Below are 14,586 nucleotides of genomic sequence, written 5' to 3'. Positions count from 1 at the left end.
GCCGGTCCGTTGGTACAGATTGGGGCTAAGATACCCGGGGTTCGATCGATACCGGTGCAGGAATCAAGGAACACGGTGATCTCGTCCCATTCCGGACGCGCCGAGCGGGGTACCCGCCCGGCGGTCTTCCTGCATGTCGGGGCGGCCAAGAGCGGCACCACGTACCTGCAGCAGATCCTCTGGCACAACCGGCACCGGCTGCGCGAGCACGGCGTCCTGTATCCGGGCGCCGACCAGGCCGCGCACGTCCGGGCCGCGTTCGACCTGCGGCACACGTTCTTCTCCGGCGCGTCCGACCCGTCCGTCCCGGGATCGTGGCGGCGGCTCGTGGACGAGGTCCGCGACTGGGGCGGCGACGCGATCATCTCGCAGGAGCTGTTCGCGCCCGCCCGCATGAAGTACGTGCGGCGGGCGCTGACCGACCTGGGCTTCGCCGACGTCCACGTGGTGTTCACCGTCCGCGACCTCGCCCGGCAGATCCCGGCGCACTGGCAGGAGGACGTCAAGAACCGGTTCGACACCTCGTTCTCGGAGTTCGTCGCGACGCTCAAGCAGCCCGACCGCAACGCCTTCGAGATGTCGCGGCTGTTCTGGGGCCTGCAGGATCCGGTGGACGTCCTGCGCCGCTGGGGCGGGACGCTGCCGCGCGACCGGGTGCACGTGGTGACGCTGCCCCGCCCGGGGGCGCCCCGCGACCTGCTGTGGCGGCGGTTCTGCGAGGCGGTCCGGCTGGATCCGGACGCCTACGACCTCGCGGCCCCGTTCGACAACCCGTCCCTCGGCCTCGCCGAGACCCAGTGGCTGCTGCGGCTCAACCGGGTCCTCGACCGCGAGCGGGTGGGGTGGCACGTCCACAACGCGGAGGTGAAGCTCAACCTGGCGCAGGGCGTGCTGGCGGCGCGGCCGTCGCCGGCGAAGACCGTGCTGCCCGCCGAGCACCTGCCGTGGGCGACCGAGGTGGCCGTCGACACCGTCGAGCGGCTGCGCGGCGCCCGCTACGACGTCGTCGGCGACCTGTACGAGCTGATCCCGATGGTGGGGCCGGGCACCGCGAAGTGGCTGCCGCCCGCCCCCGACCCGGACGAGCCGGTCTGGCCGGACGTCGCGGACGTCGGGCTGGACGCGGTCGGCACGCTGCTGGCCCGGCTCCGCGACGCCGAGGACCGCGCCGCGCGGGTCGCCGAACCGGACGTGCCCGTCGCCGAGCGGCTCGCCGAACTGGGAGCGGACGCCGCGCTGCTGCGGGAGGTGACGGCGCTGATGGCCGAGGAGGCCGTGCCGCGGACGGTCCGCGCGATGCGGGAGGTCGGGGAGCGGTACCCGGCCGTCCGGGGGCAACTGCGCGGCGCCTACCGTCTGCTGCAGGACATCGCCGCCCGCGCCGACCCCGGCCCGGACCCGAACCGCTGACCCGGGCACCGGGAGCGGGACCGAGACCCGAGCACGACACGAGCACCGACACGAGCACCGACACGAGGCACGAGGTGAACCGGCAGATGGCAGAGAGCGGGGACGGGCGCAAGGCCGTCTACCTGCACGTCGGCGCGCCGACCGCGGGGGCGGCGTTCCTGCACCGGGCGCTGTGGGCGAACCGGCGGCGGCTCGCCGACGCCGGCGTCGGGCACCCGGTCACCGGCCCGAACGAGCACTTCGGCGCCGTCATGGACCTGCGGGAGATGAGCTGGGGCGGGCACCGCGACCCGGCGTGGGACGGCGCGTGGGACCGGGTGGCGAAGCGGGCCCGCGACTGGGACGGCCCCACGGTCGTGTTCTCGCACGGGCTGCTGGGCGGCGCGACCGCGGCCCAGGCGCGGCACGCGGTCGCGACGCTGGAGCCCGCGGAGGTGCACGTGGTCTTCGCGACCCGCGACCTCGGCTGGCAGCTCATCTACGACTGGCAGGAGCAGATCCGCCACAACCACGACATCACGTTCGAGCGGTTCGTGGACGACCTGGTCGAGTTCGGCATCGACGCCCCGGAACCGTTCGGGCCGATGTTCTGGGGGCTGCACGACCCGGTCCGGGTGCTGCGGACCTGGGAGTCGGCGGTGCCGAGGGAACGCGTCCACGTCCTGACGCTGCCCGCGCCGGGAGACGGCCCGGACGTCCTGTGGGACCGGTTCTGCGCGCTCACCGGCATCGACCCGGCGACGTGCGACGTCGAGGGCCTCGCGGACGAGGCTCCGCTGTCGGCGGTCGAGGCGGAGCTGCTGCGGAGGCTGAACGGGCGGCTCGGGACCGCGCTGGGCGGCGACTACGAGCGCGTCGTCCGCGACCACCTGATCGGGAGCGGCCTCGTCGCCGGGACCGACGCGGCCGACCGCACGCCGATGGGGCTGCCGCCCCGGCACGCGGACTGGGCCGCCGACCGCACCCGCGCCATCGTCGCCGAGCTGCGCACCGCCGGGTACGGGGTGGTCGGCGACCTGGACGAGCTGACGACGTCGCGGACGCCGCGCGCGGCGACGCTCCCCGGGGACGTCCCGGACGAGCTGATCGCCGCGGCGTCGATCGGGGTGTCGGCGTACCTGCTGGAGCGGCTCAACGCGGTGCACGACCGGATCGGGATCGCGCACCTGCACGGGCAGCTCGCGGACGTCCGGGAGAACCTCGACCGGCTGGTGCAGGCCGCCGCGTCGCCGTCCCCGACGCTGCAGCGCGCCGCCCGCCGCGCCGCGGGCCGCCCCAACGGCAGGCGCGGGTGACCGGCGGGGCGTCCGGCCGGGCGTCCGCGGTCTCCGGGGTGACGGTCGCGGCGGTCGTCGTCACCTACGAGCGGCGGGACCTGCTGGCGGAGTCCCTCACGGCGCTGGCCGCGCAGGAGCGGCCGCCCGACCGCGTCGTCGTCGTCGACAACGCGTCGGGGGACGGCACGGCGACGATGGTCCGGGAACGGTTCCCGGACGCCGACCTGCTGGTGCTGCCGCGCAACACCGGCGGCGCGGGCGGGTTCGCCGCCGGGATGGCGCGGGCGCTCGCCGGGGACGCGGACCTGCTGTGGCTGCTGGACGACGACACCGTGCCGGAGCCCGGCGCGTTGCGGGCCCTGCTCGCCGCCCGGGACCGGACGGCGGGGCCCGACGGGCCCGCGACCCTGCTGGCCAGCCGGGTGGTGTGGACGGACGGACGCGACCATCCGATGAACACGCCGCGGCCGAAGCCGCGCGCGTCGGCGGTCGAGCGGGCGGCGGCGGACGCGGCGGGGTGCGTCCCGATCCGGTCGGCGTCGTTCGTGTCGGTGCTGGTGGACGCCGCGGCCGTCCGCGCGCGGGGCCTGCCGGTCGCCGACTACTTCCTGTGGAACGACGACTTCGAGTTCACGACGCGGCTGCTGCGGGGGCGCCGCGGGGTGCTGTGCCCCGACAGCGTCGTCGTCCACAAGACCAGAACGTTCGGGGGTGCGGACGCCGATCCCGGCGACCGCTTCTACTACGAGGTCCGCAACAAGATCTGGCTTTTCACCGGCAGCCGCGGGCTGGCGCCGCCGGAACGCGTCCTGTACGCGGGTTCGACGGTGCGGCGCTGGTCGCGCACGTTCGCCGGCTCCTCGGACCGCGCGGTGCTGCGCCGCGCGCTCGTGCGGGGGGCGCGGGCGGGCGTGTTCGGCCGGCCGCGGCCGACCGCGGACGTGCTGCGCGAGATCGGAGTCGAGGTCCCCTCCCATGACGGCGACGCCCCATGACGTTCCCGAAGCGCAGGACGTTCCCAACGCGCAGGACGTTCCCGAGGCGCGCGGGCCGCTGACCGCCCCCGCCCCCGGCCCCGCCGCGGGACCGCGCGGGCGGGGGCGCGGGCGCGCGGCGCGGTTCGCGAACGGCCCGTTCCTGCCGCTGCTCCCGGCCGCGCTGACGCTCGCGATCTCCCTCATCGGCATCGGCCGCCCGTCGCTGTGGCTCGACGAGGCCGCGACGATCAGCATGGCGACCCGCTCGTACCGGGACATGTTCGCCGTCTTCGACCACCTCGACCTCGTCCACGCCCTCTACTACATGATCATGCGGCCCTGGGTGCTGGCGTTCGGGACGGGCGAGTTCGCGTTGCGGCTGCCGAGCGCCCTCGCGACGGCGGCGGCCGCGGCGGGCGTCACCGTCCTCGCGCGGCGGCTGCACGGGACGTCCGCGGCCCTGCTCGGCGGCCTGGCGTTCGCCGTCGCCGTGCAGACGTCCCGGTGGGCGCAGGAGGGCCGCTCCTACGCGATGGTCGCGGCGGCCGCGGTGCTCGCGACGTACCTGTTCGTCCGGGGCGTCGAGCCGGACGCGCGGCGCCGGTGGCCGTGGTTCGCGGGGTACGCCCCGGCGGTCATGCTGCTGGGGTTCCTGCACCTGCACGGCGTCCTGCTGGTCGCGGCGCACGCCGCGACGCTGCCGGCGATGCGTGCGGCGCCGGGCGTCTGGGCGCGGTGGCTGGCGGCGTCCGCGTTCGCCGCCGCGCCGCTCGTCCCGTTCGCGCTCGCCGCGCGGGACCAGACGCGGCAGGTGGCATGGCTGCCCGAACCGTCGTGGGACGTCGTGTGGACGCAGGTGCAGTTCGTGTGCGGGTCCGGCCCCCTCGTGGTGCCCGTCCTGACGATCGCGGTGATCGGCGCGGTCGCGGCCCTGCGCGCGCGCAGCGGCCCGCACCGGGTGCCGCTCGCCGCCGTCGCCGTCCCGTGGCTGGTGGTGCCGACGGCACTGCTGCTGGTCGTCTCGATGGTCGGCGACCCGATGTTCTACTACCGGTACACCGTCTACACGCTGCCCGCCCTGGGCCTGCTCCTCGGCGCGGGACTCGCGCGGCTCCTCGCCGCCGCGTCCCGCCGCGCCGACCGGATCGCGGTGCTCGCGGCGGCCGCGGCGGCGCTCGCCGGGCCCTCCGTGCAGCCGCACGGCCTCATCCGCCACGAGGAGAGCCGCCCGGAGAACATGCGCGAGGCCGCGTCGGCCGTCGCGGCGAACGCCCGCCCCGGCGACGCCGTCGTGTACCTCGCGGGCGTGGTGCGGTGGAACGCGGCCGCCTACCCGGACGTCTTCGGCCGGCTCGACGACGTGGGCATGCGCGTCGGCCCGGTGGCCGCCGCGAACCTCAAGGGCCGCGACGTCCGCCCGCGCGACCTCGGGCCGAAGCTCGCGAAGTACGACCGCGTGTGGGTGATGAACCACCGGTCCCTGGACCCGCACCCCCCGATCGTCGACGCCCGGGAACAGGCCGTCCAGGCCGCCGGGCCGTGGCGCCCCGTCCGCACCTGGACGTTCCGGGGCGGGTGGCTCGTCCTGTTCGAGCGGACCGGCCCGTACCGCGCGCCCCACGAACGCGCGCACCGCGAACGCGCCCGGCCCTGAGCGGACGCGTCCCTACCGGACCTCCAGGTAGTCGAGCTGGCCCTTGCCCGCCGGGCGTCCCGCCCCGGAGAGGCGCCGCAGCCCCAGCGTGTTCCAGCCGCCGCCCAGCCGCACCTGCGCGGTGACGGACGTCCAGTCGGCGCCGTCGGTCGCGGCGAGCCGTACCGACCCCGCCGCCGTCCCGTTCACCGCCACCTCCAGGTCCGACTCCGCACCGGACCGGTTCGCGTACTGCACCCGCACCGAGTACCGCCCGGCGACGGGCGCGAACACCCGCACGTCCACCGTGCAGTCGTCGCGCGCGAACGGCCCCGCCGCCTTGCCGCCGGACGCGTTCGGGCGCGGCAGCGCGGACACGCAGCCGTTCAGCCGGGCCGCCTCGACCTCGTACCGGGCGGGGACGCCCCGCACGACCGGGCGCGTCCCGTCCCAGCCGAGCGGCGCCACGTACATGGGGCGCGTCACCCGCGACCCGCCGTGGTACTCGGTGATGCCGTGGAACACCAGGTAGTCGCCGGTGCCGTCGCTGAGGACGTCCGCGCTGCCCGGCCCTTCGATCTTCCCGCCGTACAGGTCCGTCGACTGGATCGGCGCGGGCCCCTTCTCGTACGGGCCCCACACCGACGACGCCACCGCGTACCGGGTCTGGTAGTTCGGCTTGAAGTACCAGCCCGCCGAGTAGAACAGCACGTACTTGCCGTCCCGCTTCACGAGGTCGGGCGCCTCCACCAGGACGGGCTCGTCGCCGCTGCGGCCGAGGAGCCGGGTCGCGGGGGCGGCGAGCTCCAGCCCGTCCGACGTCAGCTGCACCAGGTAGATCGCGGCGGTCTTGCGGGCGTCGCTCTTGTACAGCAGGAACCGGGTCCCGTCGTCCTCGATGAAGGACGCCGCGTCGATCGCGCCGCCCAGCCGCGCGGGGCAGATCAGCGGTTCGCCCTCGCGCGGGACGAACGGGCCGGCGGGCGACGTCGCGGTCGCGATGCCGATGCACTGGACGTCCGCGTCCCTGCGGCGGGCCGTGAAGTACAGCAGGTACGGGTCGCCCCGCCGCTGGGGCGGCACCACCTCCGGCGCCCAAGTCCAGCCCTCCTCCGCCCAGGCCGGCAGGCGGGCGAGGCCGTCGCCGGGCGAGCGGGTCCACGGCCCGGCGGGCCCCGGCGCGGTCGCGACCGGCATCTTCGCGTCGCCGCCGTTGGTGCCGTAGGCGAAGTAGGTGTCGCCCACCTTGACGGCGGCCGGGTCGGCGAAGGAGTCGTCGAGGACCGGTTCGGTCGGCGAGTACCCCGGCGGCAGGATCGGCGCGGCCGTCCCGGCCGGGCTCGGCGCGGGCGCGCTCGACGAGGCGCGCGCGTCCGGCCGCCCGCCGTCCGGGCCGCACGACGCCGCCAGCCCGACGACCAGCGCGACCGCGCCGCTGACGACCGCACCGACGAACAGCGGCGTCAGCGGTCCACGCGCCCGCGGCGCCCCGCCCGTCCTCCACATCACCTCGCATCATGCCAACAACCGGCACACGACGGCGAACCACCACTCGGCACGCGAATCACCCGGCGGCCGATTACGCTTGGCCCCGGCGGCCGCGACCGGGCGCGCCGGAGACCGAGGGCACGAGGAGTGGCCGACTTTGTTCGATAGAAGCCGGCTGGGGCGCGGCGGGCCCGCCGTCCTCCTCGCGCTCTCCATGCTGGTCCTGAGCGGCTGTTTCGGCTTCCCGCGGAAAGAGAGCGGCCCGGCGAAGGAGAAGGCCCCCGTCACGAAGCCGAACATCGTGTTCGTCCTGACCGACGACCTCTCCTGGAAGCTCGTCCCGCACATGCCGCAGGTGCGCAAGATGCAGGCGGAGGGCGTCACGTTCGACAACTTCCTCGTCGCCGACTCGCTCTGCTGCACGTCCCGCGCCACCTTCTTCACCGGGCAGTACCCGCACAACACGAAGGTCCGGACGAACTTCCCGCCGCTCGGCGGCTACGGCGTCTTCCAGCGGGAGGGCGGCGAGCAGAAGTCGTTCGCGACCGGCCTGCAGAAGGCCGGATACCGGACCGCGATGCTCGGCAAGTACATGAACGGCTACCAGCCGCGCGACCCCGCCACCGGCTCGACGAACGTCCCGCCCGGCTGGAACGAGTGGTACGTCGGCGGGAACGGCTACCCCGAGTTCGGCTACAACCTGAACGAGAACGGCCGCATCGTCCACTACGGCGAGGAGCCGCAGGACTACATGACGGACGTCCTGTCCTACAAGAGCCTCGACTTCATCAAGCGCTCGCACGCCTCCGGGCAGCCGTTCTTCATGGAGGTCTCGACGTTCGCGCCGCACGGCCCGTTCGTCCCCGCGCCCCGGCACGCCGCGCTCTTCCCCGACCTGAAGGCGCCCCGGACGCCCGCGTTCAACGAGGCCGACGTCCGCGACAAGCCGGCGTGGCTGCGGCGGCACAAGAAGCTCGGCCCGCGCCAGATCGAGCGGATCGACGCCGGGTTCCGCGACCGGGTCCGCATGGTGCAGTCCGTGGACGAGATGCTCGGCGAGATCCGCGCCACCCTGAAGCAGCTCGGGATCGAGAAGGACACCGTCGTGGTCTTCGGGTCCGACAACGGGTTCCACATGGGCGAGCACCGGCTCGCGGGCGGCAAGATGACCCCGTACACCATCGACGTCCGGGTGCCGTTCGTGTTCGTCGGCCCCGGCATCGGCGGCGGCGGGCGGGTCTCGCACATCGTGCAGAACACCGACATGGCGCCCACGTTCCTCGAGCTCGCCGGGGCTCCGGTGCCCGCCGAGACCGACGGCCGCTCGCTCGTCCCGTTCCTGCGCGGCGCCGCCCCCGCGGACTGGCGCGACACCGCCCTCTTCGAACACGTCAAGCCCGCGTACTCCGAACTCGATCCCGACCGGCAGGACGCCCTGCCCGGCGCGCCCACGACCTACAATGCGCTTCGGACGACCGACATGCTGTACGTCGAGTACGCGGACGGCGAGCGCGAGTACTACGACCTGACGCGCGACCCCCACCACCTCTCCAACATCGCCGCGACGCTGCCCCCGGAACGTCTGCGGACGCTCACCGCGCGGCTGTACGCGCTGACCCGGTGCGCGGGGACGTCGTGCGCCGCGGCGGGGCGGAGCGGTTAGGGAATCCGGCGGGGAGTTCCGTCCCGTATGCGCCGCTATCATCGCCGGTGAGTACGGCCCCCGCGCGTACGGCATGACGGTGTTGCAGACATGACCGTGCAGACGACGACGCGCATGCAGGCGGCATGCACACGACAGAGGCTGGAGTGCAGGTGTGACCGCAACCGGAACCCCGGACGACGACCACCAGGGCGGGCGGCCCGAGACCGGGCGGCCGGACGAGGCTCCCCCGCCGCCGCAGTGGCTGAACGACGGTGAGCAGCCGAGCGGAGCCGCGCCGCTGCTGCCCGAGCCCGCCCCGCTGCCGCCGTTCGGCACGCCGCTCCCGGAGGAGCCGGAGGACGACACCAACCGCACGGTGAGCGACCTCGACCTCAGCGGGATGCGCACGCAGATCTTCAAGAAGGACGACGAGCCCGCGCCCGCCGCCGAGCCGCCGCCGCTGCCGCCGTTCCCCGGGGCGGGCGGCGCCGAGGAGGCGCCCGACCACACGGTCGCCGACTCCTCCGCGTGGTCGGACGAGTCCGCCGGGCCGTCCGGCGCCGGCTCGGGCGAGGGCGACGCGACGATGATCGTCGATTCCGACGCCGTCGACTCCGACAAGACCATGCAGGTGGGGCAGCAGCCGCCCGCGCCGCCCGTCCCGGGCCCGGCGCGGCCCGAGCCGCCCGAGCGGCCCGAGTGGGAGGTCCCGGCCGACGCGACCCGCGCCGAGCAGCCCATCGAGCCGGACACGCAGCAGATCGCGGGCGCGCGGCAGCCCGCCGCCCCGCCGCCCCCCGAGCCGTTCCCGTGGGCGCAGGAGATTCCCGGCGTCCCCGGCCAGCAGCCGCCCGCCAACGGCGCCGCCTCCCACACTCCGCCCGCCCCGGCGCCGAACCCGGCGCCCGAGCCGTTCCCCTGGGCGCAGGAGATCCCGGGCGTCCCCAGTCAGCAGCCGCCGGCGCAGCCCCCCGGCCCGCAGCCGTTCCCGTACGCGCAGGAGGTCCCGGGCGGTAACGCCGGGCCCGCGCAGCCGGGTCCCGCGCAGCCCGCGTCGCCGCCCCCGCAGATCGACGAGCCGTGGCGCACGACGCCGCAGCAGGGCGCGCCCAAGAAGAAGAAGGGCAAGAAGGGCCTGCTGATCGGCGTCGCCGGGCTGGCTGCCGCCGCGATCATCGCGGGCGGCGGCTACGCGGTCGTGAACGTCCTCGGCGGCGACGACGGCCCCTCGAACGGCGGGGACGCCTCGCTCGCCGCGGCCGCCTTTCCCGTGCCGGGCTCCGCCCAGACCGACGGCCGCGACCAGGAGCTCGGCGGCGCCGCCGCGGTCGGCCAGACGATCGTCACGGTCGGCTCGGAGGTCGGCGCGGGCGCGTCCCGCGGCATCTTCCTGGTGTCGACCGACGGCGGGCGCACGTTCAAGTCGGCGGCGGTCGAGGGCGCGGGGGGCAACGCGACCCCGCAGGCCGTCGGCGGCGGCCCGTCCGGCTGGGTGGCGATCGGCGCCGGTTCGACCGGCGGCGCCGTCTGGACCAGTTCCGACGGGCAGAGCTGGACGCGGCAGCCCGACGCCGTCGGCGGCGTCTTCGACGGCGGCAACCGGGTCGACCGGATCGTGGCGACCGGCGCCGGGTACATCGCCATCGGCGCGAAGTCCGCGAAGGGCGACTTCAGCGACGCGGAGCCGGTCGTCTGGCTGTCCTCCGACGGGCGCGCCTGGGAGGCCCGCGCCGGCGACCAGATCGGCCTGAACGTCAAGAAGGCGTCGTACTCGCTGGTCGAGGTCGCCGCGAGCGGCGACGTCGTCCTGCTCGAGGCGCTCATCAAGCCCGACAACAAGAAGCCGCCGCAGTACCGGAAGGTGTGGAGCTCGCAGGACGGGGGCCGCACCTGGGCGACGTCCGAGGTGCCGGTGCCCAAGGGCAGCCGCGGCCTCATCGTCGGCGGCGGCGAGGCCGGGTTCCTCGCCGTCCGCGAGATGAAGGACGGCGACACGATGTTCGGGCAGGCGTTCGTCTCCAAGGACGGGCAGAGCTGGACGAAGGCCGGGAAGGTCGCCGCGGAGGGCTACCGGTCGACCGACCGGATCGTCGGCGACGCGAACGGCTACACGGCGCTCGTCGCGCGCGGCGGCGACGTGCTGCTGTCGCACAGCGCGGACGGCAACACGTGGAAGGCGGCGGGCACCGCGCCCGCCAAGCCGGGACGCGAGGTCACCGGCGCGGCCGTCGTGAACGGCCAGACCGTCCTCGTGGGCCGCGAGCCCGGCGGCGGCGACATGGACCCGCTGCTCGCCGTGTGGGACGCCGGCGGCCAGGAGGTCCCGGTCGACCTCGCGAAGATCCCCGGCGCGATCCGCCCCGACCACGCCGTGCAGGCCGTCGGCGGGTCCGGGTCGCTGGCCGTCGCGGTCGGCAGCGCGTCCGGCGACGCCGCCGTGTGGACGTCCGCGGACGGCGCGGCCTGGAAGCCCGCGCAGGGCCTCGGGGCCGCCTTCACCCGCCCCAACGCGCAGCGGCTGCTCGACGTCGCGGCCGGCGGGTCCGGCTGGGTCGCGGTCGGCTACGACCAGACGACGCCGAAGCGCGCGCTCGTCGTCACCTCGCAGGACGGCGCGACCTGGCAGGCCGCCGACTCCGCGGCGGCGTTCCGTCCCGACGGCGACGGCGTGCCCGCCACCAGCGGCGTCGCCGCGGGCTCCGCCGGGTACGTCGTGGTCGGCACGCACGGCTTCTCCGCCTCGGCCTGGTTCTCCACCGACCTGAAGAACTGGGAGAAGGGCGCCGGCGCCGACGCGAACGCGCTGAAGGGCGCGTCCGACGCGTTCAAGTGGATGCTGGACGTCGCCGCGCCCGCGTCGGGGTTCGTCGCCGTCGGCGGGCACCGGGACGCGCAGGGCAACCATCCGGCGGTGTGGTCGTCGGCCGACGGCAAGCAGTGGGCGCTGAAGTCGCTGCCGGTGCCGAGCGGGGTCAGCGAGGCGCATCTGACGCACGTCGCCGCGCAGGGCGACACGCTCGTCGCCGCGGGGATCGCCGCGACGCAGCAGGGGCTGGTCTGGATCGGCTACACCTCGGCCGACGGCGGCAAGACGTGGCAGGACCTGCCGGCCCCCGGCGGCGACCGGAAGATCACCGTGACGGCGCTGACCGCGACGCCGGGCGGGTTCGCCGCGGCCGCGACGAGCCGGGAGTCGGGTTCGGCGGACGTGGTGTCGCTGACCTCGAAGGACGGGAAGTCCTGGGAGGCGGCGAAGCCCGGCGGGACCGGCCTCGGCGGCGACGGCGACCAGGAGATCACCGGGCTCGCCCCGTTCAAGGAGAGGGTGCTCGGCGTGGGGCAGAACGTCGACGCGAGCGGCGCGCAGCCCGTCCTCTGGGAGCGGTGAGCGCGTAGGGAGGGTCCTGGGCGGCCGCCGGACGGGGTCCGGCGGCCGCCTCCGCGTTCAGCGGGCGTGGTGACCGGGGTGCTCGGGCGGCGGGGCGGACAGCGGCCACGCCATCGGCTCGTCGTCCGGCACGGGCGGGCGGGCGTGGCGCGGCACGTACGCGCGCTTCTCCGGCTCGCCGACGTCCGGACGTTCGAGGTTGACGCGGTCGCGTTCGCGGTTGCGGCGGTCGCCGTAGGTCGCGACGATCGCGCGGTAGAACGGCTTGCGGATCGCGGTGGGGACGAGCCGGTAGCCGCCCCGCACCACCACGTTGCGCACGTACTGCGGGCCGGTGATGAACCCCTCGCGGCGCATCTCGCGCTGGAGCCGCAACTCGGAGCGGAGCAGGTCGCGGCCGCCGCGGCGCCGGTAGGCGCCGTCGCCGACGCGGTAGTAGACGAGCGGCTCGGGCACGTTCACCATCCGGGCGCCCGCGGCGATCATGCGGACGAACAGCCAGTAGTCCTCCATCAGCGGCAGGTCGCCGTAGCCGCCGACGGCCCACACGGCGCTGCGCCGGTAGACGACCGTGGGGTGGTTGAACGGGTCGTGCAGGCGCGAGTAGCGGGCGATGTCCTCGGGGTCGCTCGGCGGGATGCGGCGGCCCACGACGTCCTCGATGTCGGTGCCGAACTCCAGCAGGCCCGCGCCGACGAGGTCGGCCCCCGACCGGACGAGCGGCACCTGGAGCTGGAAGCGGTGCGGCATCGCGACGTCGTCGGCGTCCATCCGGGCGATGATGTCGTACCGGGCGGCCTGCAGGCCGGCGTCCAGCGCGGGGCCGAGGCCCCGGTTGTGCTCGAGGTGGACGTAGGCGACCTCGGCGGGGCTGGCGGCGACGAGCTCCTTGAGGGCGGCGGCGAGTTCCGGGGAGACGGGGCCGTCCTGCACCAGCACGACCTGGTCCGGGCGGAGCGTCTGGTCGTGCACCGCACTGCGGAAGGCGTCCTTGACATACTCGGCCCGGTCACCGCCATAGACGGTCATGAGCAGAGTGAATGGCTCGGGCTGCATGCGGTCCGTTTCCGGGGTGGGGGGCCGTGACGCTGGGCGGAGCGGGGTGCGGGGGGCGGCTCCGCGGGGGGGTCGGGTGTCGTCGGGGGGTGTGCTGCCGTCCTACATGTGACGCTTTAGTGCGGTTGGGGGTTGCCCGCGGCGAGGATACCGGGGTGACGCGCGAGACACCACGTCGCTACCGTACGTCCGGTTAGCCGGCGGCGCATATGTCCTGATCTGCTCGGACTTCTCCGGCCACCTTCGGCATCGGGGGCGCGCCGCGGAGCTTCGCGCCGTCCGCGCCGATGACGAGGTACACCTGGCCCGGCTTGGCCTTCGCCCACGGTTTCGGCGGATGCCCCGGCACCGCGATCGCGAGCCGCTCCGCCTGCCGCTTCGCGCCCGTCCCGTACAGGATCGCCGTCTTCTCGTACGTCCTGTCCGCGTTGCCGACCTTGACGACGTCGAACCCGCGGTCGGCGAGCTGCTCGGCCGTCCGCTTGCCGAGCCCGGACGAGGTCGTCCCGTTGTAGACCCCGACCTTCACCTGCGCGGGCTGGACGGGCGGCGGTCCCTTCTTCGCGGGCGGCGGCTCGGGCTCGGGCACCGTGTTGTCCTCGCGGATCGCCGCGAACAGCGGCTCGGCCCGCGCCTTGTCGAACTGGACGCGGTTGCGGTCCTGCGGGTACGCCTGCACCGGGACGGTGACGAACCGGACGTTCCCGGCGCTGATCCCGCGCAGGCCCGTCGCGAGCTCCTGCATCACCGAGAGCGTCATGCCCTCGTCCGTCCGGATCGAGCTCGCGATGGCCTCGAGGAACTTGTAGACCCGCCCGGGATCGGTCAGCATGCTGCTGTCGGTCGCCTTCTTGACGATCGACGCCATGAACGCCTGCTGCCGCTTGATCCGCTCGAGGTCCGAGCCGTCGCCGAAGCCGTACCGGGTCCGGACGTACCCGAGGGCCTGCTGCCCGCGGACGGTCTGCCGCCCGGCCTCCAGGTGCAGTTCGGCCCTCGGGTCGTCGATCTTGCGCGGCACGCAGATCTCCACGCCGCCGAGCGCGTCCACGACCCGCGTGAACCCGGAGAAGTCGACCTCGACGTAGTGGTCGATGTGGATCCTGGTGAGGTCCTCGATCGTCCGCCAGGTGCAGGCCGGGCCGCCCTCCGCGAACGCCGAGTTGATCATGCCGAACCGGGCCGGGACCGTCCGCCGGTCGGTCTCGCACTCGGGGATGCTCACCATCGAGTCCCGGGGGAAGCTGAGCCCGATCGCGCCCTTCCCGCCCGGCGAGATGTGCAGCAGGATCGTCGTGTCCGAGCGCCGCCCGGCCTCGACCCCGTACCGGGAGTTCTCCCCCTCCCGGCTGTCGGAGCCGAGCAGCAGGATGTTCGTCGCGTCGTTCAGCTTCGCGGGCCGGTTCTCCCCGAGCCGCCCCTTGACGTCCTCGCGGTCGATGCGGCCGTCCAGCCGCCGCCAGAACCCGTACGCGGTCAGGCTCCCGATCACCAGGACGACCGACAGGGCGATCGACACCCAGCCGAGGGCGCGCCACGCGCGCCCCGGCGACTCCCGCATCGGCGGAGCGTCGTAGTCCTCGTCCGCGTAGTAGACGGGAGGCGGCACGGCGGCTCGCTGCATCCGCAACATTTCAGCACAGATTGGACACTCGCCACCCTCGTCACGGAAAAGTCCGACGTCAGGCCGGCGCGAACACCCGTCGCGGTCC

At 74.7% G+C, this 14,586-nt stretch carries 9 protein-coding genes; 6 read left to right on the top strand and 3 right to left on the bottom strand.

Annotated features, from left to right (window positions below; genetic code table 11):
• The first annotated feature begins 75 nt into the window (after positions 1-75).
• The 4 genes from ACFQ11_RS11495 (at position 76) to ACFQ11_RS11480 (ending at position 5,318) form a co-directional block, all read left to right on the top strand.
• Positions 76-1,410 carry a hypothetical protein gene (locus ACFQ11_RS11495; RefSeq protein WP_378298086.1) on the top strand — a complete coding sequence of 445 codons (1,335 nt, stop codon included), beginning with the start codon at positions 76-78 and terminating at the stop codon, positions 1,408-1,410.
• Between the two features lie 86 nt (positions 1,411-1,496).
• Positions 1,497-2,705 carry a hypothetical protein gene (locus ACFQ11_RS11490; protein ID WP_378298084.1) on the top strand — a complete coding sequence of 403 codons (1,209 nt, stop codon included), beginning with the start codon at positions 1,497-1,499 and terminating at the stop codon, positions 2,703-2,705.
• Positions 2,702-3,682: a glycosyltransferase gene (locus ACFQ11_RS11485; protein WP_378298083.1), complete on the top strand. Its 981-nt coding sequence runs from the start codon at positions 2,702-2,704 to the stop codon at positions 3,680-3,682. The genes ACFQ11_RS11490 and ACFQ11_RS11485 overlap by 4 nt, the downstream gene beginning before the upstream one ends.
• The gene (locus ACFQ11_RS11480; protein WP_378298081.1) at positions 3,663-5,318 is read left to right on the top strand and encodes a glycosyltransferase family 39 protein; all 1,656 of its coding nucleotides are present in this window, start codon (positions 3,663-3,665) and stop codon (positions 5,316-5,318) included. Before ACFQ11_RS11485 ends, ACFQ11_RS11480 begins: the two co-directional genes overlap by 20 nt.
• 12 nt (positions 5,319-5,330) lie before the next feature.
• Here ACFQ11_RS11480 and ACFQ11_RS11475 read toward each other — a convergent pair whose 3' ends face one another.
• The gene (locus tag ACFQ11_RS11475) at positions 5,331-6,803 is read right to left on the bottom strand and encodes a family 43 glycosylhydrolase (protein WP_378298079.1); all 1,473 of its coding nucleotides are present in this window, start codon (positions 6,801-6,803) and stop codon (positions 5,331-5,333) included.
• Positions 6,804-6,942: 139 nt separating this feature from the next.
• Here ACFQ11_RS11475 and ACFQ11_RS11470 point away from each other — a divergent pair, with 139 nt between their 5' ends.
• A complete protein-coding gene (locus ACFQ11_RS11470) occupies positions 6,943-8,448 on the top strand; it encodes a sulfatase family protein (RefSeq protein ID WP_378298077.1) in 1,506 nt (501 codons plus the stop codon).
• A gap of 154 nt (positions 8,449-8,602) precedes the next feature.
• Positions 8,603-11,818 (top strand): hypothetical protein, encoded by a 3,216-nt coding sequence (locus tag ACFQ11_RS11465; protein ID WP_378298076.1) that lies wholly within the window; start codon positions 8,603-8,605, stop codon positions 11,816-11,818.
• A 57-nt stretch (positions 11,819-11,875) separates the two neighbouring features.
• On the opposite strand, the gene ACFQ11_RS11460 is transcribed toward ACFQ11_RS11465, so the two are convergent.
• Positions 11,876-12,847 (bottom strand): glycosyltransferase, encoded by a 972-nt coding sequence (locus ACFQ11_RS11460; RefSeq protein ID WP_378298074.1) that lies wholly within the window; start codon positions 12,845-12,847, stop codon positions 11,876-11,878.
• Positions 12,848-13,067: 220 nt separating this feature from the next.
• Positions 13,068-14,498, bottom strand: a complete 1,431-nt coding sequence (locus tag ACFQ11_RS11455; protein ID WP_378298072.1) for an LCP family protein — start codon at positions 14,496-14,498, stop codon at positions 13,068-13,070.
• Positions 14,499-14,586: the final 88 nt, after the last annotated feature.

It is taken from the genome of Actinomadura sediminis (assembly GCF_042675525.1).
GTDB lineage: Bacteria > Actinomycetota > Actinomycetes > Streptosporangiales > Streptosporangiaceae > Spirillospora > Spirillospora sediminis.
The sequence above is the reverse complement of the archived record's forward strand: the minus strand, read 5'-3'. Positions and strand labels throughout refer to the sequence as shown.

What these genes read in the sequence shown, in the direction of transcription:
- ACFQ11_RS11490 (WP_378298084.1), top strand. Translation starts at nt 1,497, where the DNA reads ATGGCAGAGAGCGGGGACGGGCGCAAGGCCGTCTACCTGCACGTCGGC.
- ACFQ11_RS11480 (WP_378298081.1), top strand. Translation starts at nt 3,663, where the DNA reads ATGACGGCGACGCCCCATGACGTTCCCGAAGCGCAGGACGTTCCCAAC.
- ACFQ11_RS11475 (WP_378298079.1), bottom strand. Translation starts at nt 6,803, where the DNA reads ATGTGGAGGACGGGCGGGGCGCCGCGGGCGCGTGGACCGCTGACGCCG.
- ACFQ11_RS11460 (WP_378298074.1), bottom strand. Translation starts at nt 12,847, where the DNA reads ATGACCGTCTATGGCGGTGACCGGGCCGAGTATGTCAAGGACGCCTTC.
- ACFQ11_RS11455 (WP_378298072.1), bottom strand. Translation starts at nt 14,498, where the DNA reads ATGCAGCGAGCCGCCGTGCCGCCTCCCGTCTACTACGCGGACGAGGAC.